Source organism: Cryobacterium frigoriphilum (genome assembly GCF_004403305.1).
In the GTDB taxonomy this organism is placed as follows: domain Bacteria; phylum Actinomycetota; class Actinomycetes; order Actinomycetales; family Microbacteriaceae; genus Cryobacterium; species Cryobacterium frigoriphilum.
Map to the genome: position 1 here is coordinate 142,761 of NZ_SOHE01000069.1, position 23,760 is coordinate 166,520.

The 23,760-nt window shown below is 66.9% G+C and carries 24 protein-coding genes and 1 pseudogene; 17 read left to right on the top strand and 8 right to left on the bottom strand.

What is annotated here, in order from left to right; all coding sequences use genetic code 11:
• The first annotated feature begins 42 nt into the window (after nt 1-42).
• From E3T55_RS16580 to arfB, 8 genes are all read left to right on the top strand, one after another.
• Nucleotides 43-750, top strand: coding sequence for a histidine phosphatase family protein (locus E3T55_RS16580; protein ID WP_134520658.1), 708 nt, complete (start codon nt 43-45; stop codon nt 748-750).
• Between the two features lie 9 nt (nt 751-759).
• Nucleotides 760-1,299, top strand: a complete 540-nt coding sequence (locus E3T55_RS16585; protein WP_134520659.1) for a DUF3090 domain-containing protein — start codon at nt 760-762, stop codon at nt 1,297-1,299.
• Nucleotides 1,296-2,114, top strand: coding sequence for an SCO1664 family protein (locus E3T55_RS16590; protein ID WP_134520660.1), 819 nt, complete (start codon nt 1,296-1,298; stop codon nt 2,112-2,114). The genes E3T55_RS16585 and E3T55_RS16590 overlap by 4 nt, the downstream gene beginning before the upstream one ends.
• 11 nt (nt 2,115-2,125) lie before the next feature.
• On the top strand, nt 2,126-2,956 hold the full coding sequence (locus tag E3T55_RS16595; protein WP_134520661.1) for an MOSC domain-containing protein: 831 nt from the start codon (nt 2,126-2,128) through the stop codon (nt 2,954-2,956).
• Nucleotides 2,957-3,144: 188 nt separating this feature from the next.
• Nucleotides 3,145-4,251, top strand: coding sequence for a DNA alkylation repair protein (locus E3T55_RS16600; protein WP_134520662.1), 1,107 nt, complete (start codon nt 3,145-3,147; stop codon nt 4,249-4,251).
• 105 nt (nt 4,252-4,356) lie between these two features.
• A complete protein-coding gene (locus E3T55_RS16605; RefSeq protein WP_134520663.1) occupies nt 4,357-4,590 on the top strand; it encodes a hypothetical protein in 234 nt (77 codons plus the stop codon).
• Nucleotides 4,591-4,594: 4 nt separating this feature from the next.
• The gene (locus tag E3T55_RS16610) at nt 4,595-4,978 is read left to right on the top strand and encodes a DUF1801 domain-containing protein (protein WP_134520664.1); all 384 of its coding nucleotides are present in this window, start codon (nt 4,595-4,597) and stop codon (nt 4,976-4,978) included.
• Nucleotides 4,979-5,410: 432 nt separating this feature from the next.
• Complete coding sequence (arfB, locus tag E3T55_RS16615; RefSeq protein ID WP_134520665.1) at nt 5,411-5,836, top strand: alternative ribosome rescue aminoacyl-tRNA hydrolase ArfB; 426 nt, start codon at nt 5,411-5,413, stop codon at nt 5,834-5,836.
• 12 nt (nt 5,837-5,848) lie between these two features.
• On the opposite strand, the gene E3T55_RS16620 is transcribed toward arfB, so the two are convergent.
• Genes E3T55_RS16620 through E3T55_RS16635 form a run of 4 tightly spaced genes read right to left on the bottom strand, consistent with a single transcriptional unit; the run spans nt 5,849 to nt 12,161 of the window.
• The gene (locus tag E3T55_RS16620) at nt 5,849-6,949 is read right to left on the bottom strand and encodes a tellurite resistance/C4-dicarboxylate transporter family protein (RefSeq protein ID WP_134520666.1); all 1,101 of its coding nucleotides are present in this window, start codon (nt 6,947-6,949) and stop codon (nt 5,849-5,851) included.
• A gap of 59 nt (nt 6,950-7,008) precedes the next feature.
• Complete coding sequence (locus tag E3T55_RS16625) at nt 7,009-9,570, bottom strand: polynucleotide kinase-phosphatase (protein WP_134520691.1); 2,562 nt, start codon at nt 9,568-9,570, stop codon at nt 7,009-7,011.
• A 50-nt stretch (nt 9,571-9,620) separates the two neighbouring features.
• Entirely contained in the window at nt 9,621-11,045 is a 1,425-nt protein-coding gene (locus tag E3T55_RS16630) for a 3' terminal RNA ribose 2'-O-methyltransferase Hen1 (protein ID WP_134520667.1), read from the bottom strand.
• Between the two features lie 36 nt (nt 11,046-11,081).
• A complete protein-coding gene (locus E3T55_RS16635; protein ID WP_134520668.1) occupies nt 11,082-12,161 on the bottom strand; it encodes an NAD-dependent epimerase/dehydratase family protein in 1,080 nt (359 codons plus the stop codon).
• A 205-nt stretch (nt 12,162-12,366) separates the two neighbouring features.
• On the opposite strand from E3T55_RS16635, the gene E3T55_RS16640 reads away from it, so the two are divergent.
• The 3 genes from E3T55_RS16640 (at nt 12,367) to E3T55_RS16650 (ending at nt 15,292) form a co-directional block, all read left to right on the top strand.
• Nucleotides 12,367-12,846, top strand: a complete 480-nt coding sequence (locus E3T55_RS16640) for a VOC family protein (protein ID WP_241993108.1) — start codon at nt 12,367-12,369, stop codon at nt 12,844-12,846.
• 68 nt (nt 12,847-12,914) lie between these two features.
• A complete protein-coding gene (locus E3T55_RS16645) occupies nt 12,915-14,189 on the top strand; it encodes an MFS transporter (protein WP_134520669.1) in 1,275 nt (424 codons plus the stop codon).
• A gap of 38 nt (nt 14,190-14,227) precedes the next feature.
• Nucleotides 14,228-15,292 carry a squalene cyclase gene (locus E3T55_RS16650; protein WP_241993109.1) on the top strand — a complete coding sequence of 355 codons (1,065 nt, stop codon included), beginning with the start codon at nt 14,228-14,230 and terminating at the stop codon, nt 15,290-15,292.
• Nucleotides 15,293-15,344: 52 nt separating this feature from the next.
• On the opposite strand, the gene putP is transcribed toward E3T55_RS16650, so the two are convergent.
• Nucleotides 15,345-16,862, bottom strand: coding sequence for a sodium/proline symporter PutP (putP, locus tag E3T55_RS16655; protein WP_134520670.1), 1,518 nt, complete (start codon nt 16,860-16,862; stop codon nt 15,345-15,347).
• Between the two features lie 181 nt (nt 16,863-17,043).
• On the opposite strand from putP, the gene E3T55_RS16660 reads away from it, so the two are divergent.
• Complete coding sequence (locus E3T55_RS16660; protein WP_134520671.1) at nt 17,044-17,349, top strand: ArsR/SmtB family transcription factor; 306 nt, start codon at nt 17,044-17,046, stop codon at nt 17,347-17,349.
• A gap of 10 nt (nt 17,350-17,359) precedes the next feature.
• Nucleotides 17,360-17,596 (top strand): hypothetical protein, encoded by a 237-nt coding sequence (locus E3T55_RS16665; protein ID WP_134520672.1) that lies wholly within the window; start codon nt 17,360-17,362, stop codon nt 17,594-17,596.
• 33 nt (nt 17,597-17,629) lie between these two features.
• On the opposite strand, the gene E3T55_RS16670 is transcribed toward E3T55_RS16665, so the two are convergent.
• The gene (locus E3T55_RS16670) at nt 17,630-18,304 is read right to left on the bottom strand and encodes a hypothetical protein (protein ID WP_134520673.1); all 675 of its coding nucleotides are present in this window, start codon (nt 18,302-18,304) and stop codon (nt 17,630-17,632) included.
• 132 nt (nt 18,305-18,436) lie between these two features.
• Here E3T55_RS16670 and E3T55_RS16675 point away from each other — a divergent pair, with 132 nt between their 5' ends.
• Both E3T55_RS16675 and E3T55_RS16680 read left to right on the top strand, forming a co-directional pair.
• Nucleotides 18,437-19,033 carry a GNAT family N-acetyltransferase gene (locus tag E3T55_RS16675; RefSeq protein WP_134520674.1) on the top strand — a complete coding sequence of 199 codons (597 nt, stop codon included), beginning with the start codon at nt 18,437-18,439 and terminating at the stop codon, nt 19,031-19,033.
• 250 nt (nt 19,034-19,283) lie between these two features.
• Nucleotides 19,284-20,798 (top strand): HNH endonuclease signature motif containing protein, encoded by a 1,515-nt coding sequence (locus E3T55_RS16680; RefSeq protein WP_134520675.1) that lies wholly within the window; start codon nt 19,284-19,286, stop codon nt 20,796-20,798.
• Nucleotides 20,799-20,832: 34 nt separating this feature from the next.
• Here E3T55_RS16680 and E3T55_RS16685 read toward each other — a convergent pair whose 3' ends face one another.
• Both E3T55_RS16685 and E3T55_RS16690 read right to left on the bottom strand, forming a co-directional pair.
• Nucleotides 20,833-22,227 (bottom strand): sensor histidine kinase, encoded by a 1,395-nt coding sequence (locus tag E3T55_RS16685; protein WP_134520676.1) that lies wholly within the window; start codon nt 22,225-22,227, stop codon nt 20,833-20,835.
• On the bottom strand, nt 22,224-22,958 hold the full coding sequence (locus E3T55_RS16690) for a response regulator transcription factor (RefSeq protein WP_134520677.1): 735 nt from the start codon (nt 22,956-22,958) through the stop codon (nt 22,224-22,226). Before E3T55_RS16690 ends, E3T55_RS16685 begins: the two co-directional genes overlap by 4 nt.
• Before the next feature lie 122 nt (nt 22,959-23,080).
• Between E3T55_RS16690 and E3T55_RS16695 the strand changes: the two genes are divergently transcribed.
• Nucleotides 23,081-23,488 carry a hypothetical protein gene (locus tag E3T55_RS16695; RefSeq protein ID WP_134520678.1) on the top strand — a complete coding sequence of 136 codons (408 nt, stop codon included), beginning with the start codon at nt 23,081-23,083 and terminating at the stop codon, nt 23,486-23,488.
• A pseudogene (locus E3T55_RS16700) lies at nt 23,475-23,760 on the top strand (hypothetical protein); the annotation flags it as partial. The gene E3T55_RS16695 and the pseudogene E3T55_RS16700, both read left to right, overlap by 14 nt.

The window sequence follows — 23,760 nt, forward strand, 5'->3', positions numbered from 1 at the left end:
CGCTCGTGGGGTGCCGGGCGCACGATCGATAGGCTGGAACCCATGGCCACAGTCATCCTCGTGCGGCACGGCCGCACCACCGCCAACGCCACCGGAGTGCTCGCCGGGCGCACTCCCGGAATTAGGCTCGATCAGGTCGGGCGTGATCAGGCCGCCCTGCTGGGCACTCGGCTGGCCGTCGTACCGCTGGTCGGCCTGGTCTCGAGCCCGCTGGAACGCTGCCGTGAGACATCGCAGCTGATTCTCGACCAGCAGTCGGGCTCGCTCGTGACGCCGGTCGACGACGACCTCACGGAGTGCGATTACGGCGACTGGCAGGGCCGCACCCTCGCGGAACTGAGCACGGAGAAACTCTGGTCGGTCGTGCAGACGCAACCCTCGGCGGTCGTGTTTCCGGGCGGTGAGTCGATGGCCGGCATGCAGGCCCGCTCGGTTGCCGCGGTTCGCCGCCACGACGCGGCGTTCGAAGCCGAGCACGGACCCGGCGCGGTCTGGGTGGCGGTGAGTCACGGCGACATCATCAAATCGGTGCTGACCGATGCTCTCGGGATGCACCTGGACCTGTTCCAGCGCATCAACGTGGGGCCGGCATCCGTTTCGATCGTGCACTATGGCAGTCAACGGCCGAACGTGTACGCCACCAACACCGACGCCGGCAACCTGTCCTGGCTGGCGTCGACCGTGCCCACGACCGAGGCGCCGATCGGTGGCGGTGCCGGGCATCAGGTTGAGCACGCCGCGCGCGCGTAAAATACCCGCATGACCTCAATCGTGCACGAGTTCGACTGGCCCGACCGGGTCGTCATCGGAACCATCGGCCTGCCCGGTGAACGCACCTTCTATCTGCAGGTGCGCTCCGGCTCCCGGCTCGTGAGCATTGCCCTGGAAAAACAGCAGTCCACGCTTTTGTCCAACAGAATCGACGCGGTGCTCGATGAAATGATGTCCACCACGGGCAACCCGTTCAGCGTTCCGAGCGGCACTCCGATCGAGCTTGTCGACAATGAACCGCTCGAGCCGGTCGTGGAGCAATTTCGGGCCGGCGACATGGGAGTCGGGTGGAGTTCCCGAACGGCGCAGTTCATCATCCACGTGCACGCGACTCTCGCCGAGGAAGAAATGGACGTCGCCCCGGCCGAACCGACCGAAAGGCTCGTGCTGCTCATTCCGGTCGGCACCGCCCGGGCCTTTGCGAAACGCACCCGCGAGGTCGTGGGAGCGGGCCGGCCGATGTGCCCCCTATGCGGCGATCCGATCGATGCCGCCGGGCATAGCTGCTCACTTCTCGACTTTCCATGACGACGGATGCCGCGGTGCCGGCCAGCGACGCCGAACGGAACGGTATCGAACCGAGCGGTATCGAACCGAGCGGCGAGATCGAGCTGACCGGGCGCATCCGTACGGCGTCGAACGCGACGTTTCTCGGCAGCATCTGCGGCGTCACGGTGGTGTACAAGCCGATCGCGGGGGAGCATCCGCTCTGGGACTTTCCCGATGGCAACCTCGCGGGCCGTGAATCCGCGGCCTACCAGGTCTCGGAGGCCCTCGGCTGGAACATCGTTCCCCGTACCTGGCTGCGCGAGGGCCCGATGGGCCTCGGCATGGTGCAGCTCTGGCAACACGTTGACGCTGAACAGGCCGCCGTCGCCCTGGTCGAGGCGAACTCCCTGCCCGAAGCCGGCTGGCGTCACGTGTTCGACGGGGTAGACGAGAATGACCGGGCGGTCTCGCTGATTCACGAAGATTCCGCTGCGCTGCGCCGGATGGCCGTCTTTGACATCATCGTGAACAACGCCGACCGCAAGGGCGACCACATACTGGCGATGCCGAACGGGCATCGGCACGGAGTCGACCACGGACTGACCTTCCACACGGAGCACAAGCTGCGCACGGTGCTCTGGGGCTGGATCGGCGCCGACCTGTCCGCCGACGAACTCGCCGGTGTCGACCGCATCAGCACCCGACTGTGCGAGGAACTCGGCGACACCCTCGCCGGGCTGCTGACCCCCGCGGAACTCGGCGCCCTCGCCGAGCGCTGCGACCGGTTGCGCGCCGAGGGCTGGTTTCCGGCGCCACAGGGTGAGATGCCCGCCGTGCCGTGGCCGCTATTCTGAACCGCGCTGTTGTGAACGACGCTGTTCTGAACCGCGCTGTTCTGAACCGCGCTGTCGTGAACGACGCCAAGCCCTCGGTCATGCGGGTTCGCGAAATCGGCGTCTCGGCGCTCAAGGGCGGCCGGCACAGGCCCCGGACCCGCATCGCGCTCAGCGCTCTCGGCCCGGTCGGGGACCGCGTTTTCGCCGTCGTCGATCTCGCCGACGGCCGCGTGTTGAAAACGGTGGAGCATCCGTCGCTCGTCGGCTGCGACGCGCGCTGGCAGTGCGGCGTGCTGTCGATCAGCATCGATGGGCAGCAGATCTCGGGCACTCCGACGACGGATGCCACCCCGCTCACCCTGGACTATTGGGGCCGACCGGTCTCGATGCGGAACGTCCGGGGGCCCTGGTCGCCGGCTTTCAGTCGTCTGCTGGGTCGCCCGGTCGCTCTGGCTCGCGTCGATTTTCCGGGGGAGGTCGTGTACGGCGACACCGTCACCCTGGCGACGACGAGCTCGCTCGAGCGCCTCGCTCGGGAATCGGGGACCCCCGTCGACCCGCGCCGGTTTCGGTCTACCTTCACGATCGATACCGGGGAAGCGGATGCCCACCTCGAGGACTGCTGGGCCGGCCGCGAACTCGAGGTTGGCGGCGCCCGGCTGCTGGTGGGGGCGGGCATCCCGCGCTGCGCGGTGATCGACCTTGACCCGCACACCGGAGCCCGCGGCGCAGGCCTGCTGAAAATACTCGCGGATTACCGCCTCGACTCGGGCGAGATCATGTTCGGCGTCTACGCCCGGGTCGTTCGCCCGGGACTCGTCGGTCGCGGCGACCCCGTGCGGTTGCTGCCCGCGCCCTGAGGCTCGCCCCAGGCGCGCGCATTCGCCCGCCACCCCGTACCATTCGACGGACATCGCCCGCGAAAACAGCTTGTTCGGGCGCAAACCGGTGCTCAACACCGTCGAATGGTACGGGGCGATCTCGTCAGAAGCTGACGAGTGCGTGACAGGCTGAAGGGTATCTCGCTCACCTCGCTTACTGGAGTCTCATGCCCTTCGCCGACGAACTCATCGGAGTCCCGACCGCCCACGCGCTGGCTGCGGCCATTCACGCAGCCGCGCCGCGGTCCGATCTCACGGCACTGCACGCCGCCGCGTCGGACCTCGCTCCGCTCTCGTTGCGAGAGCGGAGCGATCTGCTGCGGGACGCGCTGCTGACCGACCTGCCCGGCGACTACGAGACGTTCGCGGGCATCATCCGCTCGGCCGAAGCGGGCGCCGCACCGTTCAGCGGCTGGCTGATCTGGCCGGTCACGAGCGCAATCGCCGTCAAGGCCATCGCCGCCGGCACCGATTCCGCCTTCGACGACGGCATGCGGATGCTTGCGGCCCTCACTCCACGGCTCACCTCGGAATTCGCCATCCGTTTGCTGCTCGCGCACGATTTCGCTCGGGCGATGTCGATCGTGCTCGAGTGGACCTCCTCGACCGATCCGCATGTGCGCCGGCTGGCCTCCGAGGGAACCCGCCCATTTCTGCCGTGGGCGATTCGCGTGCCGGCCATTCTCGCCGACCCCGCCGCGACCCTGCCGGTGCTGCACGCCCTGTACCGCGACGAGAACGAGGTCGTGCGCCGCTCGGTGGCCAACCACCTCAACGACCTCAGTCGGCAGCAGCCCGAGCTGGTCGTGGCGACGACCGCCACCTGGCTGGCGGTGCCCGATGCCGACACGGCCGGGCTGGTGCGGCACGCCCTGCGCAGTCTGGTCAAGAAGGGCAACCCGCAGGCGCTCGCCCAGCAGGGCTTTCATCCGGCCGAAGTGGATGTCGTCGGCCCGGTCCTCGACGCGGCTGCGGTCGCGTTCGGCGGCGTGATCGGCTTTCGGGTGGGCATCCGCAACGTCGGTGCCGAACCGGCCCGGCTGGCCGTCGATTATGTGATGCACCACCAGAAAGCCAACGGCGCCCTCACCGGCAAGACCTTCAAGCTCACGACCGTGACGCTCGCGCCGGGGGAGCGCGTCGAGCTCGCCCGGTCGCACTCGTTCCGGGCGATCACGACCCGGCGTTACCACCCGGGCGCGCACGCACTCGAAGTGCAGGTGAACGGCGTGGTCTCGGGCCGGGTCGAGTTCGAGCTGTTGCCCGCAGGCTGACCCGGCGGTTCGCGTCCGCCGGTGGCGTGGGCACAGCGCCGGGAGCACGTTCGGCAAGTGTCAACTGGCATTGACGTACGACAAGCGTCAACGTATGCTGACGCCATGGTTGATACCCGAACACCCGATCCGAACGACCCGGTCGTGCACCTCGTCGCCCTGCGGGTGGTGGCCGAAGCGCGTCGCGACCTCGATGACCGCGAGTATTTTCACGTGCTGCAGGCCCGCGCCCTGGGTGTGAGCTGGGAGGGGATCGCATCCGCTCTCGGAGTGTCGCGGCAGGCCGTGCACCGCCGGTTCCGCAGCCGCATCGCCGGCGACGCGCTCGCGGGATCGTGACCGCATGAGCAACCGTTCGGCCGACGTCGACGCCTTCATGACCGCGCTCGACCACCCCGTGGGCGCCCTCGTGCAGCAGCTTCGGCTGGCCATTCTGCAGGCGGAACCCGAGCTGACCGAGCACATCAAGTGGAATGCTCCGAGCTTCTGCCGCGGCGGCATCGACCGCGTCACGTTCAACCTGCGTCCGATCGATCGGGTGCAGCTGATCTTTCACCGCGGGGCCAAACCGATGGCGGATGCGACGCCGTTCCGCTTCGACGACGCCACAGGCTTGCTCGTGAAGATCACCGAAGAGCGCGGCCAGGTCGTGTTTTCTGACGCCGCGACTGCGCGCGCGAAACAGCAGGCATTGCTGGTGTTGGTGCACGCCTGGATCAACGCCTGAGCCGCTCGCGCCGCGGTACCGAGCTGAGGGGTGCTGCGCCGCTGCGCGGTAGCCGCGCCGAGGCGCTGGGTGAGCATGGTCGAGCTGCGCGGTAGCTGCGCCGCTGCGCGGTAGGCGTGCCACCCGCGCAGCGGCGCAGGTACCGCGCTCGACCCTCGGGGGCCGAGGCTGGCGTGATCCCGGCCTCGCTGCGCGGTAGCTGCGCCGCTGCGCGGAGGCGACGCACCTGAGTCCGGGGACCAGAAGCCCCGAACGTACGCGCTCAGGGCACTGAGCCACCCGTCGGGACCGGAGCCGCGCGCGTCGGGGCTGCCGGTGCGGTTCGCGGCGCGGGCATCTTTCACTCCGGGTCGCTCCACCGGCTACGGTTCTGCGAACGACGTACGCCCGCTTTCGCCCCCTGGTCACCCACTATCGTGCAAGGCTGGGGGCATGGATCTGGAGGTGTCGCCCGCGCTCACGATTCCAGAGCGCGAACTCGGCTGGCGGTTTTCGCGGTCGTCCGGCCCGGGCGGCCAACACGTCAACACCTCGGATAGCCGCGCCGAACTGATCTGGAACGTCACCGAATCGGCTGTACTCTCCGATGATCAGCGGATGCTGCTGGTCGCCCGTCTCGGCCGGCGTCTGGTCGCCGGGGCAATCACCGTGAAGGCGTCGGAGCAGCGCTCCCAGCTGCGTAATCGCGAGATCGCCCTGCGCAAGCTCGGCGAACTCGTGGCCGACGCTCTGGCACCGGATGCAGCGAGCCGCCGGGCGACCAAACCCACCCGGGGCTCGGCCCGGCGCCACCTCGCGGCCAAGCAGCAGCGTTCGGCCACGAAAACGCAGCGAAAACGTCCGCCCAGCGGCGAGTAGGCGAGGGCGGCTTTAGCGCAGTGCGGGCCGGGGGCCAGCCGCCTCATTCGCGGGCTGCGTCTCGGGTGTTGCCCGGAGCAACCCTCCCCTTCTGAGCGGCTGGCGGGCCATCGCGACGAAGATAATCAGCCACACGGCCAGGGCCACCCACAGAACCACCGTGCCGATCTGCCCCACCAGCGGCAGCTGGTCGGCCTGGCCGAGATAGATGCCGGCGACGGCATACATCCCGACCGGGAACGAGATACTCCACAGCGAGGCCCCGTACGTCAGAGGTACGTGATGCCTGACGTGGCGCCAGACCCCGACGGCGACGAGCACCGGAATCAGCCAGGTCGCGAAGGCCCAGAACATGACCGAGACACCGCCGACAAGCCCGCGGGTCGCATCGACCATCGGGGCATCGGCCATTTCCACGATCCGTGCGCCGGCCAGTACCGTGATGGCGCAGGCGCCCATGGACACCCAGTAGGGCGGGTCCATTTCGACCGGCTTGATCTCGTAGAGCATCAGCCGCAGTGAGACGAAAACACCGGCAGCGCCGTAGAGAAAGATGCCGACCGACCAGGACAGGATCGCGAGCACGGCGAGCAACGCCCGGGCATCATCGGCTACGGGCTCGAGTGACGCCGCCACGATGGCCACCGACTGGCTCGCGACAACCCAGATGAACCAGGTGCCGTTGGCCGAACGCAGCACCGGGCGTGCGGTGCGGCCGAGCACCGCGAACCACGGCACGGCGTAGCCGAGCACCACCCAGGTTGTGCCCGAGAGCGCGAGAAGCGCCGTTGCGGCGCCGTACCAGCCCTCGATGGCCAGCCGCGCCGCGAGAACATTGGTGCCGGCCACGAAGGTGAAGAACTGGAATCCTCGATGCGGGTCGTGCAGATCGGCGAGAAAGGCTGCTCGATAGGCGATGAAGCGCCAGGCAGTGAGGAGCAGCAGCACAAGGTACGCCCCGCCGCACACGATCATGAGAACGATGCTGAGGGTCTGGAACCCGATCAGCGTCATGCCGACGGAGATGATGCCCGTCGCCATGACGAGCGCGAAATACCCGGGGGACATCTCGCGTACAGCGGCGCCCAGGTGCGCACCACGATTAACGGCCATCAATCTAGGCTAGCCCTCTCGGGCGTCGACTCGATTCACGAGCAGGCGCGGTGCCGTCGTCACAGCCGGGGGTCTACCGGCTCCGATTCCATCGCCAGCACGCCGAAGACGGCCTGGTGCACCCGCCACAGCGGCTCGTCGGCGACGAATCGCTCGACGGCTTCGACGCCGAGCGCATACTCGCGCAGCGCCATGGAGCGCTTGTGCCCCACGTCCCGGTCGCGCAGGCGCGACAGGTTGGCGGCGTCCAGGTAGTCCGGACCGTAAATGATCCGCAGGTATTCGGCCCCGCGCACCTTGATGCCCGGCTGCGCCAGCGATCGCGTTCCGCGCACGAGGCCGGCCATCGGCTTCACCACCATGCCCTCGCCGCCGGCGTCGGTGAGACGCTCCCACCAGGTCGTGGCCGCGGTTTCCGACTCGGCCGACGTGAGGTCGACCTCGATGTGTCGGGTGCGTCGAATGAGCTTCTCATCGGCGACGGCGAGCCGGTCGGCGACGCCGAGGTGCCAGGAATGGTCCCGGCCGAGGTGGCTGACCCCCTCGGAGGCGAGCAGCTGGAAGGGGGCGAGCTGCACGCCGTCAAGTCCCGACACGGGCTGGCTGTAGCGCCGATATGAGTCGCGGTAGGCCTCGGCATTGAACGCACGCCGTGTGGTGCGCGTGAGCAGGTCGGTGACGTCGACACCACGATCGGCGGCGGCCTGCAGGGTGCGTACCGCCGCGGGCAGAGCGGATGTCGCCGCCGCTGCCACGCTCGCGTACTGCTCGCGAATCAGCGGCCCGGCCTTGAGCGACCAGGGCAGCAGCTCGGCATCGAACAGCAGCCAGGATGTCTGAAATTGCGTCCACAACCCAGCCGTCTCGGCGGCTCGGTCGAGGCGGGCCAGAAAGTCCTCGGTCGTGGCGTCGTCGAAGAATGGCCGGCCGGCACGCGTGTACACGGCGCCGCGCCATCCGTCTGGCGCGCCGAATCGTGAAGGATCGCGGGTCAGCAGCACGACCGCCCGGGACCCCATGTGCTTCTCTTCGCAGATCAGCCGCTCGAGGCCCTCACGGCGGTAAGCGGCAAACGCTTCGGCCGGATGCTCCAAGAAGCCGTCTCGATCAGAGACGTGGGGCGGACTCATGGTGGGCGGCAGGTACACGAGACGCCGGGGGTCGGTGGCGAACCGGCTCATGACCTCGAGGGCTCCGGCGGCGGAGTCTTCGCGGATGCCGACCTTGCCGAACACCCGAGTCTCGACGATCTGCTTGCCGAGCACGTCGTCGATCCGCAGGAGCGCAGGGTCACGCGCCGCGGTTTGCGCCCCGGGGTCTGCACCGGGAGCTCGCACGCCCAGGGGCACGACCGGCTCGTACCAGACCTCTTCGGCCGGCACCTCGACCACCTCTTTCTCGGGATAGCGCAGAGCGCTGAGCTTGCCGCCGAACACGCACCCGGTGTCGAGGCACATGGTGCCGTTGACCCATTCTGCCGTCAGGGTCGGAACGTGGCCGTAGAGAACGGTCGCCTTGCCGCGGTACTCCTGGGCCCAGGGCAGCCGCACCGGCAGCCCGTACTCGTCGGTCTCGCCCGTCGTGTCGCCGAAGAGCGAGAACGCGCGCACGCGACCCGAGGCTCGCCCGTGGTATTTCTCGATCAGCCCGGCGTGCGCGACTACCAGCTGGCCGTCGTCGAGAACGAGGTGCGACACCAGCTCCCGGCAGAAGTGCAGAACGTCCCGGCGAAACTGCTCCGTCTCGCTCGAGAGCTGGGCGAGTGTCTCGGCGAGCCCGTGGCTCGTCTGCACCTTTTTGCCCTCGAGGGCGCGCACGAGCTTCGCCTCGTGGTTTCCCGGCACCGCCAGGGCGTGGCCGGCCGCGACCATGCCCATGACGAGTCGCAGCACACCGGGGGTGTCGGGACCCCGGTCGACGAGGTCGCCCAGAAAGATTGCGCGGCGGCCTTCCGGGTGCACGGCGTCGACCGGTCGCCCCTCGTCGTCGCGCGTGAGTGCGTAGCCGAGGGCGCCCAGCAGCGTCTCGAGTTCCGAGCGGCAGCCGTGCACATCGCCGATGGCGTCGAACGGGCCGGTCTCGCTGCTGCGATCGTTGAGAAGGGGTTCGCGCACGAACTCCGCGGCCGCAATCTCTTCCGCCCCGGAGAGCACGTGCACCCGGCGAAAACCCTCTTTGCCGAGTTGTTTGAGAGAGCGTCGCAGCTGGTCGTGCTGGCGTTTGACGACGGATGCCCCGAACGTGCGGTCCGCGCGCGCGGCGTTGCGTTCCACACAGACACTCTGCGGCAGGTCGAGCACGATCGCGACCGGCAGAACGTCGTGCGCACGGGCGAGGGCCACGAGAGAGCGGCGGGCGTCGGCCTGCACGTTGGTGGCGTCGATGACGGTCAACAGTCCGGCGTCGAGCCGCTTGGCCGCGACGAACCGCAGCGCCTCGAAGGCCGCCGCGGTCGCCGCCTGGTCGTTCTCATCGTTCGACACGAGCCCGCGAAAGAAGTCGCTCGACAGCGTCTCGAACCGCGCGAAGTGGGTGGCGGCGAACGTCGACTTGCCGCTGCCCGAGACGCCGACCAGCACCACGAGCGACATGATGGGCAGCGTCATGACGGGCTGCGTCATGATGGGCTGCGTCGTGATGGGCTGCGTCGTGATTGGACCGGGCAGTGGCGTCATGAGTGGGTGACCTTTCGAAACAGGGCGAGCTGGGTCGGGGAGCCGAGATCAACGTCGACGTCGCCGACGGTGCGGTATTCGACGGTGTAGCCGCGGCGAGACGCGACGCCATCCGCCCAGGCACCGAACTCGGACCGGGACCACTCGAATCGGTGGTCGTGATGCCGCAACGCGCCGGTCGGCAGGGACTCGAACACGGCGTTGTAGTCGGCGTTGGGCGTCGTCACGATCACCGCGCCGGGGGCGGCTGCTGCGAAGACGGATGACTCGAGCGCGGGCAGCCGCTCCAGGTCGATGTGCTCGATGACCTCCATCAGCACGATCGCGTCGAGGCCCGCGATGCGGTCGTCCTGGTACGTCACCGACGACTGTACGAGCTGTACCCGCTCACGGGTTCTGTCGCTGGCCTCACGCAGGTTGAGCGTTCGACCAGCCTTGAGAAGAGCCCGGGCCGACACGTCGGAACCGATGATCGTCGTGAACGCCGGGTCGGCGAGCATCCGCTTCAGCAGAGCACCTTCGCCGCACCCGACATCGGCCACCGAGTGCGCGCCGACGTCGCGCAGGGCCGCGAGCACAGCGTCTGCACGCTGCGGGGCGAGGGGCGCCGGGCGGGGGGCGCTCTGCTCGGGGGCCGGCACGTCGTCGAGAGCGCTCAGCGCGGCATCCGCGGAAAGCAGCCCGGTCGCCTCGTCGACCATCGAGCGCTGATGCGCCAGGTAGCGGCGCGTGATGAGTTCGCGCTCCGGGTGGTCGGGCAGCCAGCCTGCGCCCGCGCGCAGGAGCTTGCCGACCTCGTCGTCCGACACCCAGTAGTGCTTGGCGTCATCGAGCACGGGCAGCAGCACGTAGAGGTGCCGGAGCGCGTCGCTGAGCCGAACATCGCCGCGCAGCACGAGGTCGACGTAGACGGAATCGCCCCACTCGGCAAACTCGGGATCGAGCGGGATCGGCGTCTCAGTGACGGACCAGCCGAGCGGTTCGAAGAGGCGCGTGACGAGGCCGGCGGTGTCGCGGCCCCTGGCCGGCACGGCCGCCACCGTGATCTCGAGCGGCAGAGCGGATGCCGCGAGCTCGGACCAGGCCACGTCGGGGTGTGACTCGCTCGCGCCGTTCATCGCCGTGCGAAAGACCTGGCCCAGCGCGACCGCGACCATGGAGGAAGACGCGTAGGGGCGATCATTCACGTAACGGGCGAGCGTCGCCGCGTCGCTTCCCCGAAAGCGCTTGTCGCGCACCAGCCCGACGGGGTCGACCTCGAGCAGCAGGGCAACGGTGCAGCGCTCGTCGCTGACCTCGGGGTAGAAGACGTGTGCCGTGCCGACGCTGAGCGAAAACTCCTGCGCCCGGTCTGGATGCTTGCGCAGCAGGTGGCTCAGATTGGATGCGGTCGGCGCAGTCGAGGTGATGGTGACGAGCACGGGGCTCCTTCGATTGGGCGAACGGTAACCGCCAGTCTATTGACGCCCGTTCGCCTGCCTGTCGCTGGCCCGAGCGGCGAGGTAGCGGTCTTCGGCGGCATAGTCGAGCAGCGGGCCGAAAAACGGGTCTTCCGCGCCGGGCGCGAAACCGACGCGATCCAGGAACAACAGCCAGTTGATCTCGCCGGCAATGGTCTCGGCGAAGGTGCCGACCGGGGTGTAGCCGAGTTCGATGGATGCGGTGGTGTCGAGGATGATCGGCGGCCGGGCATCCCAGGGGTGCTGCCCGAGATCGGGGTCGGCCGATGTCTGTACGGAGTCGTCGAGCAGGATTTCTTCCCACGCGTGGTTGTAGTACTCGAACTGGTTGAAGTGCGCGGCAATGGCCCGGGTAATCTGCAGTGCGCTCGGCGCATCGGGATCGGCGCTGTTCAGGATGCGCGTTCCCGGTACCTCGGCGACCCGCGCGATCAGCGCGGCGGTGTTGACGGCGGCCGTGGTGTGGTCGATGCCTGCTCCGCCGTGCGCGAGGAACACGGCCGGGCGCTGTTCGAGGGCGCGCTTGATGAACATCCACTCACGCGGGCGGGCCGCACCATCTCCGTGAACCTTCGATGCGCGAATGACGGTGACGGGGCATCCGCTGTTCAGCAACGCCTGCTCGGCCGCGACCTTGTTGGCTCCGTAGCCCTCGCGCGAGTCGTGGTCGCCGTGGCCCGCGGCCATGGTGCGCTGATTTTCACGGATCGGGCCGGTAAAGCGCGGTGCGACGTCGGAGTTGACGTGGTTGCCGTGCTCGTCGGCGTACACCGCCTTGCTCGAGAGCATGACCGTCGAGGCGACATCGCCGAGCAGGGGGATGAGCTCGCGGGCATTCGCTTGCGTGAAGCAGAGCGCGTCGACGAGCAGGTCGGCGCCGTCACCGAGCAGGGCGGCGAGTGCGCCGGTGTCATGTCGATCGATGGGGTGAAAGCGGGCGCCGGACTGCCTGAGGTCGCCGGGCAGGTGGGACTCCTGACGGCCGGTGATATCGACGCTCCACCCGGCGGCGACCAGGCGGCGGGCGGTGGCGCGCCCGAGCGCACCGGTTCCTCCGAGAATGATGGCTCGCTGCATGCTTCAAGCGTAGGGCCGGGAGGGACTCGGGCGGGTCATCGTGACACGGTGCCGGTGAGCGAGGCGACGAGGGTGTCTGCTGTGGCCGTGCCGAGCGGCACGGCCACTTTCGTCGACCCCGCGGCGGGCAGCTCCGACTCGTGCTGACTACGAAACAGCCCTTGACAAGTGATTTGCCTCTCACCAGCATGTTGGTGACCCGCAGATGGTGGGCCGAGCCATCGACGGATACGGAGTCATCATGGTCACCAGTATTTTTGTCAACCTCCCGACAAGCGACCTCGACCGAGCCAAGGTGTTCTACGCCGCGCTCGGCTGGAGCATCAATCCGGCGTTCACCGATGAGAACGCCGCGTGTGTCGTCATCGACGAGAATGTCTTTCTGATGGTCCTCACCAGGGACTTTTTCGCTACCTTCACCGACAAGCCGATCGCCGAGCCCCACGCGTGCGTACAGGTTGAGACGGCCTTCAGCGTGGACTCCCGTGACGAGGTCGACGCGTTTCTCGAGAAGGTCATCGTCGCCGGTGGAATCGAGCACCGCACGGCCCAGGACTACGGCTTCATGTACGCGCGGGACTTCGAAGACCCCGACGGCAACCTGTTCAGTGCCCTCTGGATGGACCCGGTCGCAGCCGAGATCGGCCCGGAGGCGTATCTGGCCCAGCAGAGCACGGACACCTAGCCCTCGAGTGTGATCGGGGCGATCATGGCGGGTATGACGCAGCGAAACGTGTTGCCTGGCGCCGGCTCGTGAACGTCGCATCCCGGCGCGTGCAGCGCATCTACCTGACGTTGATGCTCGGCAACACCCTCGCGGCGTCGTTCATCTGGGGCATCAACACGCTCTTTCTGCTCGATGCCGGCCTGACGAATTTTGAAGCCTTCGCGGCCAACGCGTTCTTCACGGCGGGCATGGTGATCTTCGAGATTCCCACCGGTGTCGTCGCCGACACGGTAGGGCGCAAGGTGTCGTACCTGCTCGGCACCATCACGCTGTCCGTCACCACGGCGCTGTACTGGATGCTGTGGGTCTGGCAGGCACCCTTCGTGTGGTGGGCGATCGTGTCGGTGCTGCTCGGGCTCGGCTATACCTTCTTCTCCGGTGCAGTCGAGGCCTGGCTGGTCGATGCGCTCGCCTTCACAAAATACACCGGCAGTCTCGAGGCCGTCTTCGGCCGGGGACTCGTCGTGACCGGGATCGCCATGTTCGTCGGCTCGGTGCTCGGCGGTGTGATCGCCCAGGTGAGCAACCTCGGTGTGCCGTTCGTGGTGCGGGCCGCGGTGCTCGTGGCCATGTTCGTCTTCGCCTTCGTCGTGATGAAAGACCTCGGCTTCACCGCCGACCGCTCCGCCGGGCCCCTGAAAGCGACCCGCGCCGTTCTGTCCGAGTCGATCGAGCACGGTCTCAAGCGGCGCTCGGTGCGCTACATGATCTTGTCGGCGCCGTTTGCCGCCGGGGTCGGCTTCTACGCCTTCTACGCTCTGCAGCCATATCTGCTCGAACTGTACGGTGACCCCTCTGCCTATTCCGTCGCGGGGCTGGCCGCGGCCGCGCTGTCGCTCGCGCAGATCGCCGGGGGAGTGCTGGCATCGCGCGTGCGTGCACTGTTCGCACGAAGAACGACCATGGTGATTGTGGCATCCGTCGCCAGCGTGATCGTGCTCGTGCTGCTCGGCGTGAACAGCATCTTCTGGCTCGCGGTCGTTCTGCTGGTGCTCTGGGGGTTCGTCTTCGCGGTGGCCGGGCCGGTACGGCAGGCCTACCTGAACGACATGATCCCCTCGAAGCAGCGGGCGACCGTGCTGTCATTCGACTCGCTGTTCGGCAGTCTCGGCGGCGTCTTCATTCAGCCGGCGCTCGGCCGCGCCGCCGACCTCGGCGGGTATGGCACCTCGCTCGTGATCGGCGGCCTCGTGCAACTCATCGGCGTGCCGTTTCTGTGGGCGAGCCGCCGCCAGCGTGACCCCGCGGATGCCCGCACGGCGACAAGCCAGGCCGCTGGCCCCGACTTCGATGTTGTGTAGCCGACACCGTCTCGCAATCGGAGGGTAATCTGCTGCACATGACCCTCGACCCGGTAGCGCACGACCAGGCACGCCTCGAATGGTTGCTGGACTCCGACCCTGCGCTGCGCTGGCAGGTGCAGCGTGACCTCGCCGGTTCGCCCCGGGCTGTCTGGGCCGAGACCCGGGCCCGGGTGGGCTCCGAGGGCTTCGGCGTGCGCCTGCTTGCGCTGCAGGATGCCGACGGCCAGTGGGCCGGTGGGGCGTACTTTCCCAAAGATTTTGATTTCGACGGCCCCGAGGCAGCGGATGGTGCGGGGCAACCGTACACGGCAACGACCTGGTCGCTCAACTCACTGCGTGACTGGGGCCTCGACGCCGAAGCCTTGGCCGGCACGGCCGAGCTGCTCGCGGTGAACAGCCGCTGGGAATACGAGAACCTGCCGTACTGGGGCGGTGAGGTCGACGCCTGCATCAACGCGTTCACCCTGGCCAACGGTGTCTGGCTCGGCGCGGATGTCTCCGGAATCGCCCAGTGGTTTCTTGACCATCAGATGACCGAGGGCGGGTGGAATTGTGAGTGGGTCGAGGGGTCTGCCCGCTCATCGTTCCACTCCACGCTCAACTCGCTGCGGGGGCTGCTGTACTACGAGGAGGCGACCGGGGGAGATGTCGGCGGTCACCGCGAGGAACTTCGCGCGGCTCGGCGGGCCGGGGAGGAGTACCTGCTCGAGCGTCGGCTGCTGCATCGGCTTTCGACGGACGAGCTGGTCGGGCCGTGGGCGCCGCGGTTCGCGCATCCGTTTCGCTGGTTCTACAGCGCGCTCGCCGCGGTGGACTACTTTCGTGCGGCGTCGATGCGCGACGGCACGTCGCCCGATGAGAGGCTCGGCGAGGCGATCGAGCTGATTCGCGCCGCGCGGCTGCCCGACGGAACCTGGCTTCAGGAGCGACGCCACCCCGGGCGGGTCTGGTTCGAAACCGACGTTGCGGCCGGAGAGCCATCGAAGTGGCTGACGTTCTACGGCATCCGAGCGCTCGCCTGGTGGGACGCCGCGTACCCGGCAGGGCCTGAGGGTGTGCCCGACGGCAGAACGACGAACGGCATCCGTTCTCGGCCATGAGGGCCGGGAACGGATGCCGTTCGTCGTGAGTGCTGCTGGTCGTGCTCGGGAGTTAGACCGAGGCCTTCTCTGAGGCCTTCTTCGGAGCCTTGTAGTTCGGGTGAGCCTGCTCTGCAGCGGCGTCGAATTCGGCGTCGATCTCAGAGTTGGGCTTGTAGGTGGCGAGCGACACGACGATGGCGACCAAGAGGCTGGCGCCGAAGCCGGGCACGATCTCGTAGAGCACGTCGCCCAGCGGGGAGTTGCCCCAGATGAACACGACGACGGCACCGGTGACCATGGAGGCCAGCGTTCCCCAGGTGGAGAGCTTCTTCCAGTACAGGGAGAGAAGCACGACCGGGCCGAACGCGGCACCGAAGCCGGCCCAGGCGAAGCCGACCAGGTCGAGAATGGTCGAGTTCTGCTGCAGCGCGATGACGCCCGCTGCGATGGCAACGAGCAGCACTCCGAGACGGCCGAGCATGACCAGCTGCTTCGGGGACGCATCCTTCTTGCCGACGATCTTGTAGAGGTCCTCCACCAGGGCGGAGGAGGAGACGATCAGCTGCGAGGAGATCGTGCTCATGATGGCAGCGAGCACGGCGGCCAGCACGAGACCGGCGATGAACGGGTGGAACAGCGTCTGCGAGAGCAGCAGGAAGACCGTTTCCGGGTTCGCGAGGGTCAGGTCGGGGTTCTGCTGGAAGTACGCGAGTCCGATGAGGGCCGTGGCAATGGCGCCGAGGGCGGTGATAATCATCCAGCCGATGCCGATACGGCGTCCGGCCTTGGCGTCCTGCGGCGTGCGCATGGCCATGAAACGCACGATGATGTGCGGCTGACCGACGTAGCCGAGGCCCCACGCTGCCGCGGAGATGACACCGAGTACGGATCCGCCGGCGGTCAGAGAGAGCAGGTTCGGGTCGATCTCGCGGATCGAGTCGAGGGTAGCCGTGACGCCGCCGGTAGCGTTGAGGGCCACGAGCGGAACGGCGACGAGGGCGACGAGCATCAGGATGCCCTGAGCGACGTCGGTGAGGGTAGCGCCGAGGAAGCCGCCGAACAGCGTGTAGAGCAGGGTGACGCCGGCGACGATCAGCATGCCGACCACGAAGGTCGAGCCGAAGGACTCCTCGAAGAACACTCCGCCGGCGACCATGCCGGAGGAGACGTAGAACGTGAAGAACACGAGGATGATGACGCCGGAGACGACCCGCAACAGGCGGGACGTGTCCTTGAGGCGGTTCTCGAAGAAGCTCGGGATGGTGATGGAGTTATTCGACACCTCGGTGTAGGAGCGCAGCCGCGGGGCCACGAACTTCCAGTTCAGCCAGGCACCGATGGTGAGGCCGATGGCGATCCAGGCCTCAACGAGACCGGACACGTAGATTGCGCCGGGAAGGCCGAGCAGAAGCCAGCCGGACATGTCGGACGCACCCGCGCTGAGCGCTGCGGTGCCGGGCTTCAGGCCTCGGCCTGCGAGCATGTAATCGTCGAGGTCTTTGGTTTGGCGAAAGGCGAAGTAGCCGATCGCGACCATGCCGGCGAGGTATAAAACGATAGCAATTAACTGAAAAGTCTGATCCGTCATTGGGTTTCCTCTAAGTGGATGCCCGTTGTATGGGTCTTCGGATGGCTATGAGTACAGGCCATATATCAGATCTCTAGTATCGCAGACATCCGGATTTCATGTGGCGGCACACATTCACAGCTCAAAATCTTGCATATCTTGCAGGTGTAAGAATATAGTTACACCTGTCAGGAGGCGAAGCATGAATGTGGAGCAACTCAGCGCAACACTCGCGGCGGTCGCGAGCCCGCAGCGCATGCTGATTCTCACCGAATTGAGCGCCGGGCGTGTGCATGTGAGTGAGTTGGCGCGGCGGGTGGGGATGTCCCGGGCGTTGCTCTACATGCATCTGGCCAAGCTCGAAGCGACCGGGTTTGTGACGACAGCACTGGAGCTCTCCCCGGAGGGCACCGCGCTGAAGCACGTCTCGCTCGCTCCGTTTTCGCTGACGGTGGATATCGCAGTCATTACACAGGCCGTGGCGAACGCCGCGACCACACACGAGTAAGGAAATCATCATGGGGTTCGACTGGGCATATCTGATTCCGATCGCCGGAATCGTCGGCGGCATCACCTACGGGATCTTCGCGATGTACTTCAAGTCTCGTCGTCACACTTCTGACTCGAGCAGCGTTTCTGCCCTGCGCGACGCGCTCGCCACCAGCAACGAGACCAACGCCCGGCTGCTCGCCAAGCTGGACTCGATGGACGCTCGTCTCGGTTCCATCGAGCGCACCCTCAGCGAGGTCGGCTGACTTCAGCTCTTCGCTGCCGCGCAAGCGCGGGGGTTAGGAATCGGTGGATGTGCGGACACCGCGTTCGTTTTGGAGCCAGTCCCAGAAGTAAGAGCAGGCCTGCGACTCGGAGTCGAATTCGTGAACGGTGTGTCGGCGGCCGCGCTCCAAATAGTATGAAGTCCACTGGCCGTCACGCTGCTCCAGGTAATATGCTTCGCCGTTTGCGGCGCCGTTGATGGAGTAGGCAGAGGCCATGATGTGTGCCTCCAGCAGCACGCGGAGCTCAGCCAGATTCGTTGGCTGGTTGACGGCGTCACCGAAGACCCTCGGGTTGTTTTGCAGGATCACCTCGTACGCCCACCGCCTGCCGGCCGAGTCCACCCAACTCACGTCCAGGAACTCCCCGTTTTGCCCGAGGCGCCCGGGAGCGAACGTCGCAACCAACGGGTGATCATCGCCGTGCGGATTGTCGAACGTGACGATGAGCCCGGGTACGGGGTGCGCCAGGTCGAAGCCGACCGGGCGCACAATGACGAACGGATTCCCATTCTCTATGACCTGAAGCGGCCACGTGCCGCCATGCGAGTCGGTCCACAACAGGTCCGTGAGAACACCGTTTTCGTTGACGACTCCGGGAATGAGGGTCGCCACCATCCGCTTGCCGCCCTCATCCGCGGAGTCAAATAAGACGATCGTTCCGGGTGCCGCAGCACTGAGATTGAACATGAACCTCAGCCTCCCACTCGTGAAGTCCCGCGTCTGCGATTTTGCGCTCTGCGAGAAAGGGTAGCCGTGTGGCGACGGATACGGCGAAGCCTCGGATCGGATTGAGGAAGGTGACTCTGACAAGCTGTCTTCGTGACCGCGGATATAGAGATAGTCCAACTCAACGACCCACGCCTGCAGCATCTAATCGAGGCGGGTTACGTCGTTGTCGGCGAATCGTGGGGTGCCCGCCTGCGGCTCAGCGAGCCACCTCACCGAGCGGTGCTGACCGCGGCCGTCGTTGCGGCGACGGATCAGGGATTCCTGATCAAGGAACTCGATGACAGCTGGGCGCCCCAGGTCACGGCGCTGGAAGCCGTGAACCACGCCGACTACCCCTACACGCCGGCGACAGCCGTGCCGCAGCGCGACGAGTCCGAGGTACTCGAACTGTGGAGATCGGGGTACCGCCTGTTTGGTGCAATCGATGCTGGGCAGCTCGTGGCTGTCACCGTCATTAGCCTGACGACCGCGCGTGCGGAAACTGAATTCACGTCCGTCCACCCTTCCTACCGCCGCAGAGGGCTCGCCGTTGCCGTCAAGGCGGCATCAATCACGGCCTTGGCCGACGATGGCGTGAGGATCTTCGGCACGGGTGGTGCTCAGGTCAATGCCGGCAGCATCCGCATGAATGAACATCTCGGCTATGCCATCGAGGAACGCTGGCTCAGCCTCGCGATGCCGAAATAGAGAAGGACCCATAGCGGTTTCCAGAGACGCGCGGTTGTGCCGCGGCGCTGTCCGCAGGGGGAGTGGAGTGTCGGTGGGTGGTGAGAGGCTCGGGTTGAAAAGATGCGTTTCAGACTCCGACAGATGGAGCTGGTGCAGCACGATCACCCGGCCGAACAGGCCGCTACTCGGGGCGTCGATAAATACCAGACTCAGAAAAAGTTCTTGAGATTCTCTGGTATTTTTCTTCATGCGGGAGTAAACTGAGAATATGTCACAGACACTCCCGTCGGACACAGATGCCGACCACAATCCGGTAGACCAGCTCGCCTACATCACCGAGCAACTCGCCAAGGCCCTGACCGGGCTGACCTACTCACTACAAGATGATGCCTTGTCACTCGCCCTTCTTGATGGTCTTGAGCAGCTCGGCCGCCGCGTCGATGGTGCCCGCGTTGCATCAACAGCGGAGGTCGCCCGCCGCGCCGACGTCGAGCTCTACGGCGGCACCGCCAGCCTCTCCAAGCGCATGGGGTGCACCGGCAAGCTCGACCTCATCATGAGCGTCACCCACGTGTCCGTGCGAGAAGTGAAGCGACGCATCAGCCTGGGGGCGCTGACCAGCGCGCGGCCCGGGGTGGGACAGCTGCGACCGGCGGTGTTTCCCACCGTGAGTGCGGCACTGGCCGCCGGGGAGATTGGCGTGGACTCGGCCGAGATCATCGTGAAAGGCTTGCAGGAGGTGATCCGGCAGGCCGACCCCTCGGACCTGCACCTCGCCGAACGAGTCTTGGTAGCCAACGCGACGGGCGCCCTCAACGACGACACCGCCGGTCTCCCCGGTGCCGGTATCGCGTTGCCCGCTGATCGGATGCGGGTGTTGGTACACGAGTGGCAGGCCCGCCTCGACCCCGACGGCATCGCACCCCAGGAAGAGGCTCGGGAGGCCAAGAGCAGCATCAGCTTCGGCTCATTCGAACGAGGCCTGTACCGGATCTTCGGCGGCGTGACCCCCGACCTGCGCGGGGAGTTCGAGACGTATTTCGCGTCGCGGCTGTCGGCGCGGGCGACGGTGAAGTTTCTCCCCACGGCCGGGCCGGCTGAGCTGGACGGGGCCGAGGGGGCCGATGTCGTGCCTGACACCGAGCTGGCCGGGTCCGACGGGGCCGAGGTCGTGCCTGACGCCGAGGTCGTTGATATCGACCGTCGCCCCGGTGGGGAGAAGCGGGCCGATATTCTGCGCGACATGGTCCGTGAAGCGGCCCGCGACCCCAAAGCCGGAGTGATGGGCGGCTCGGCCCCCACCGTCACGGTGCACGTGAACGCGGTTGATCTCAACGCCGGGCGCGGCGTGGGCTGGATCGATGGAGTTGAGGCCCCGGTCTCACTCACGACCGTCGACCAGGCCCTCTGCAGTGGCGGGTTCATCCCGATCTTGTTCGGCCCGAACAATGAGGTGCTGCGCGTTGGCGATAAGCGGCGGGCGTTCTCCCCAGCGATGACCAAAGCCATCATGTCTCGCGATGGCGGCTGCATCATCTCCGGTTGCGACATTCCGGCCTATTGGACCGAACTGCACCACGTGAAAAGCTACGCCCAGGGCGGCAAAACCGAAGTCGCCAACGGGGTGTGCCTCTGTTATCGACATCACCACGCCATCGACACCTCGGGTTGGCAAATCCGCATGACCCACGGACGGCCCGAAGTACTCGGCCCCGCCTGGATTGATCCGAGCCAAACGTGGCGGCCCGCACAAAACCACCGCGCCAACCGCGCCGTGAGTTAGTGTGCAAGAACTGCGCCGCGGGCTTGCGTGCGGGCTACCGTACGAGGGCCGTCGTGAAGGTGACGGATGCGTCGAGACCGGGCCCGGCTCGCGGCGTGAGACGCGCGCTGGCCCGGCTCGCCACGGCCAGCTGAGCGACAATGGCGAGGCCGAGGCCGCTCCCTGCGCTGTCGGAGGTCGCGCGCCAGAACCGGTCGAAGGCCCGGGAGCAGTCCTCTGGCGAGAGCCCCGAGCCCTCGTCGAGCACGTGCACGGCGGTCGTGTCGCCGTCGACGGACACCCGCACGATCAGGGTGCTCGCGGGCGGGCTCACGGTGAGGGCATTGTCGATGAAATTGTCGACGATCTGTTCCGCGGCCTCGGCGGTCGCCTGAATCGGCGCCGAGGCCGGCCCCTCGAAGCGGATGTCCACACCGATTTCCGCCGCGAGCGCCGCCCACTGCTCCACCCGCTGGCGCGCGATGTCGGCGAGGTCGACCGTGATGAGCGGTGCAGAGTGCCCCTCGGTGCGGCTGAGCAGCAGAAGGCCTTCGACGATGTTGCCGAGGCGGTCGACCTCGCCCTCGGCGGCGGTGAGCCGCTCGGCGGCGCCGCGCGGGTCGGCGTTCATCAGCTCGCGGGCTCGTTCCAAGCGCAGCCGCAAGGCGGTGAGCGGCGTGCGCAGCTGGTGGGAGGCATCCGCCGCGAATGTGCGCTGCTGCTGAATGAGGGTGTTCAGGCGCTCGGCCATGCGGTTGAAGGAGCGCGACAGCGCACGAATCTCGGGGGCTCCGGCGGTCTCGTCGGCTCGGGATGCCAGGTCACCCTCGGCGAGGCGCTCGGTGGCCTGGCGCAACAGGTGCAGGCGCCGCGTGACCGTGCTCGAAAAAATGAACCCGACGACGCCGGCGAGCAGCACCGTCGTGAGCGCGACGAGGCCGAGCATGCGCAGCTGGTCGTTGACGGCATCCGTCACCACCTGCGACGGATAGGTGAGCCGCACGGCGCCGAGAACCTCGTCGCCGCTGAACACGGGCACGGTCACGTAGAGCAGGTCCTCCTGCAGGGTGTCGGAGTAGCGCGTGCCGGTTGTGATCGCACCGGTCAGGGAGTCGATGATCTCCGGCCGCGACGCGTACGACACACCCACCCGAGACTGGTCATCATCGCTCGTCACGACAGCCTCGCCCCGATTGTTGACGATGACCACGCGGGCGCCGCCGGCATCCCGGTAGGTGCGGGCCACAGCGGTCAGGGCTGCATCGTCGGCGATATCAACGCTTTCGAGGGCCTCCTCACTGCGTCCGGCAAGCACGAACGCGTCACGCTCGAGGGCCGTGATGATGCGGTCGTTCTCGACGCCCCGCAGGTAGAAGCTCAGCGGCACGTCCTGCACGAGCAGTACGAGCAGGGTGACGCCGACGAAGGCGGCCATCAGCCGCCACTTCATTGTGACGGCGCCGATTGTGACGGCGCGGATTGTGACGGCACGATTGGGGCCGGCTGTTCGAAACGGAAACCGACCCCGCGCACCGACTCGATCCAGCCCGGGTTGCCGAGTTTCTTGCGGATCGCCGCGATGTGCGCGTCGAGGGTCTTCGTGGTGCCATACCAGTTGGTGTCCCAGACATCATGCAGAATGTCCGCCCGGCGAAACACCGCGCCTGGGTCGTCGGAGAGATACACGAGCAGAGCGAATTCCTTGGGCGTGAGATAGACAAGGGAGTTGTCGAGCGTGACCCGCTGCGCGCGAGTATCGATGACGAGGTCGCCGAAGCGCCGCTCGGTCGGTTCCTGCTCGGTCTCTAGAGCTTCCGCCGAGGCTCCGAACCGACGATGCACGGCGCGGATGCGGGCCACCAGCTCTCGCATCCCGAACGGCTTCACGACGTAGTCATCGGCACCGATCTCGAGGGCGATCACCCGGTCGATTTCGCCGTCCCGAGCGCTGACCACGATGATCGGAGTGTCGTGGCGCGCACGGATGGCCCGGCACACGTCGATGCCGTCCATATCGGGCAGACCCAGGTCGAGCAACACCAGGTCGGGCCGGAACGTGTTCATCGCCGCGAGGCAGGCAGCGCCGGTTGTGACATGACTCGTCGTGAACTGGGCAGACCCCAGCCCGTCGATGATGCCGTCCGCGACGGACGCATCGTCTTCCACCAGCAGTACTCGCATGACTTCAGTGTGCCGGGTGCGCTGCCGGTCGGCGAACCATCTGGTTGTCGGCGGGATCTTCTTGGACAAGTCTTGGACGTTCGCGGGCCGAAACCAGAACGGTGGATTCGTAGTCTCGAAGCATGAAGCTGAATCTCACCAAGTCGAAAACGATCACTATTCTGTCCGTCCTCGGAGTGCTGGGAACGGCATCCGTGGCCATGGCGGTCAACGCCGACACGCTGAATTCGGCGAACAACGGCACGATCGGCCGGGCCACGGATGTGCTCGTACCGGCCAGCGTCGATGCGCCGGTCACGGCCGAGTCCACGGCGGTGCCTTCCGCCGAGCCCTCTTCGCCGCCAACCTCGCCGGCACCCATCGTGGTAGCCCCGAGCACTCCGGCGATCGATGCAACCTCGGGAGGGTCGGGCGGCTACCCCGACTCGGATGACTCGGATGATGACGGCGAGCACGAGTCGGAGCAGCACGACGAAGAGGACAACGATGAAGAGGACAGCGATGAAGAGGACAGCGATGATGATGACTGAATCCGCGGCTGATCGATCCCGCTTTCGACGCGTGCACCCCGCCCGCAATGCTCGTGTGATCACCGGGGCGTTGTCCGCGATGGCCCTGATGGGCATGGTCGCCGGCTTTCAGCTTTCGGCGAGCGCTCAGGCGGCCGACCTGGCCGCAGCGAAGCCGACCGGTGCCGGCGCCCCGGCCGTAAGCGCTCCGGCCCGCACGCTTGAGGCGCCGGCCACAGCGGTTCCGGCGCCGGCCACAGCGGTTCCAGCGCCGGCCGCAGCGGTTCCGGCTC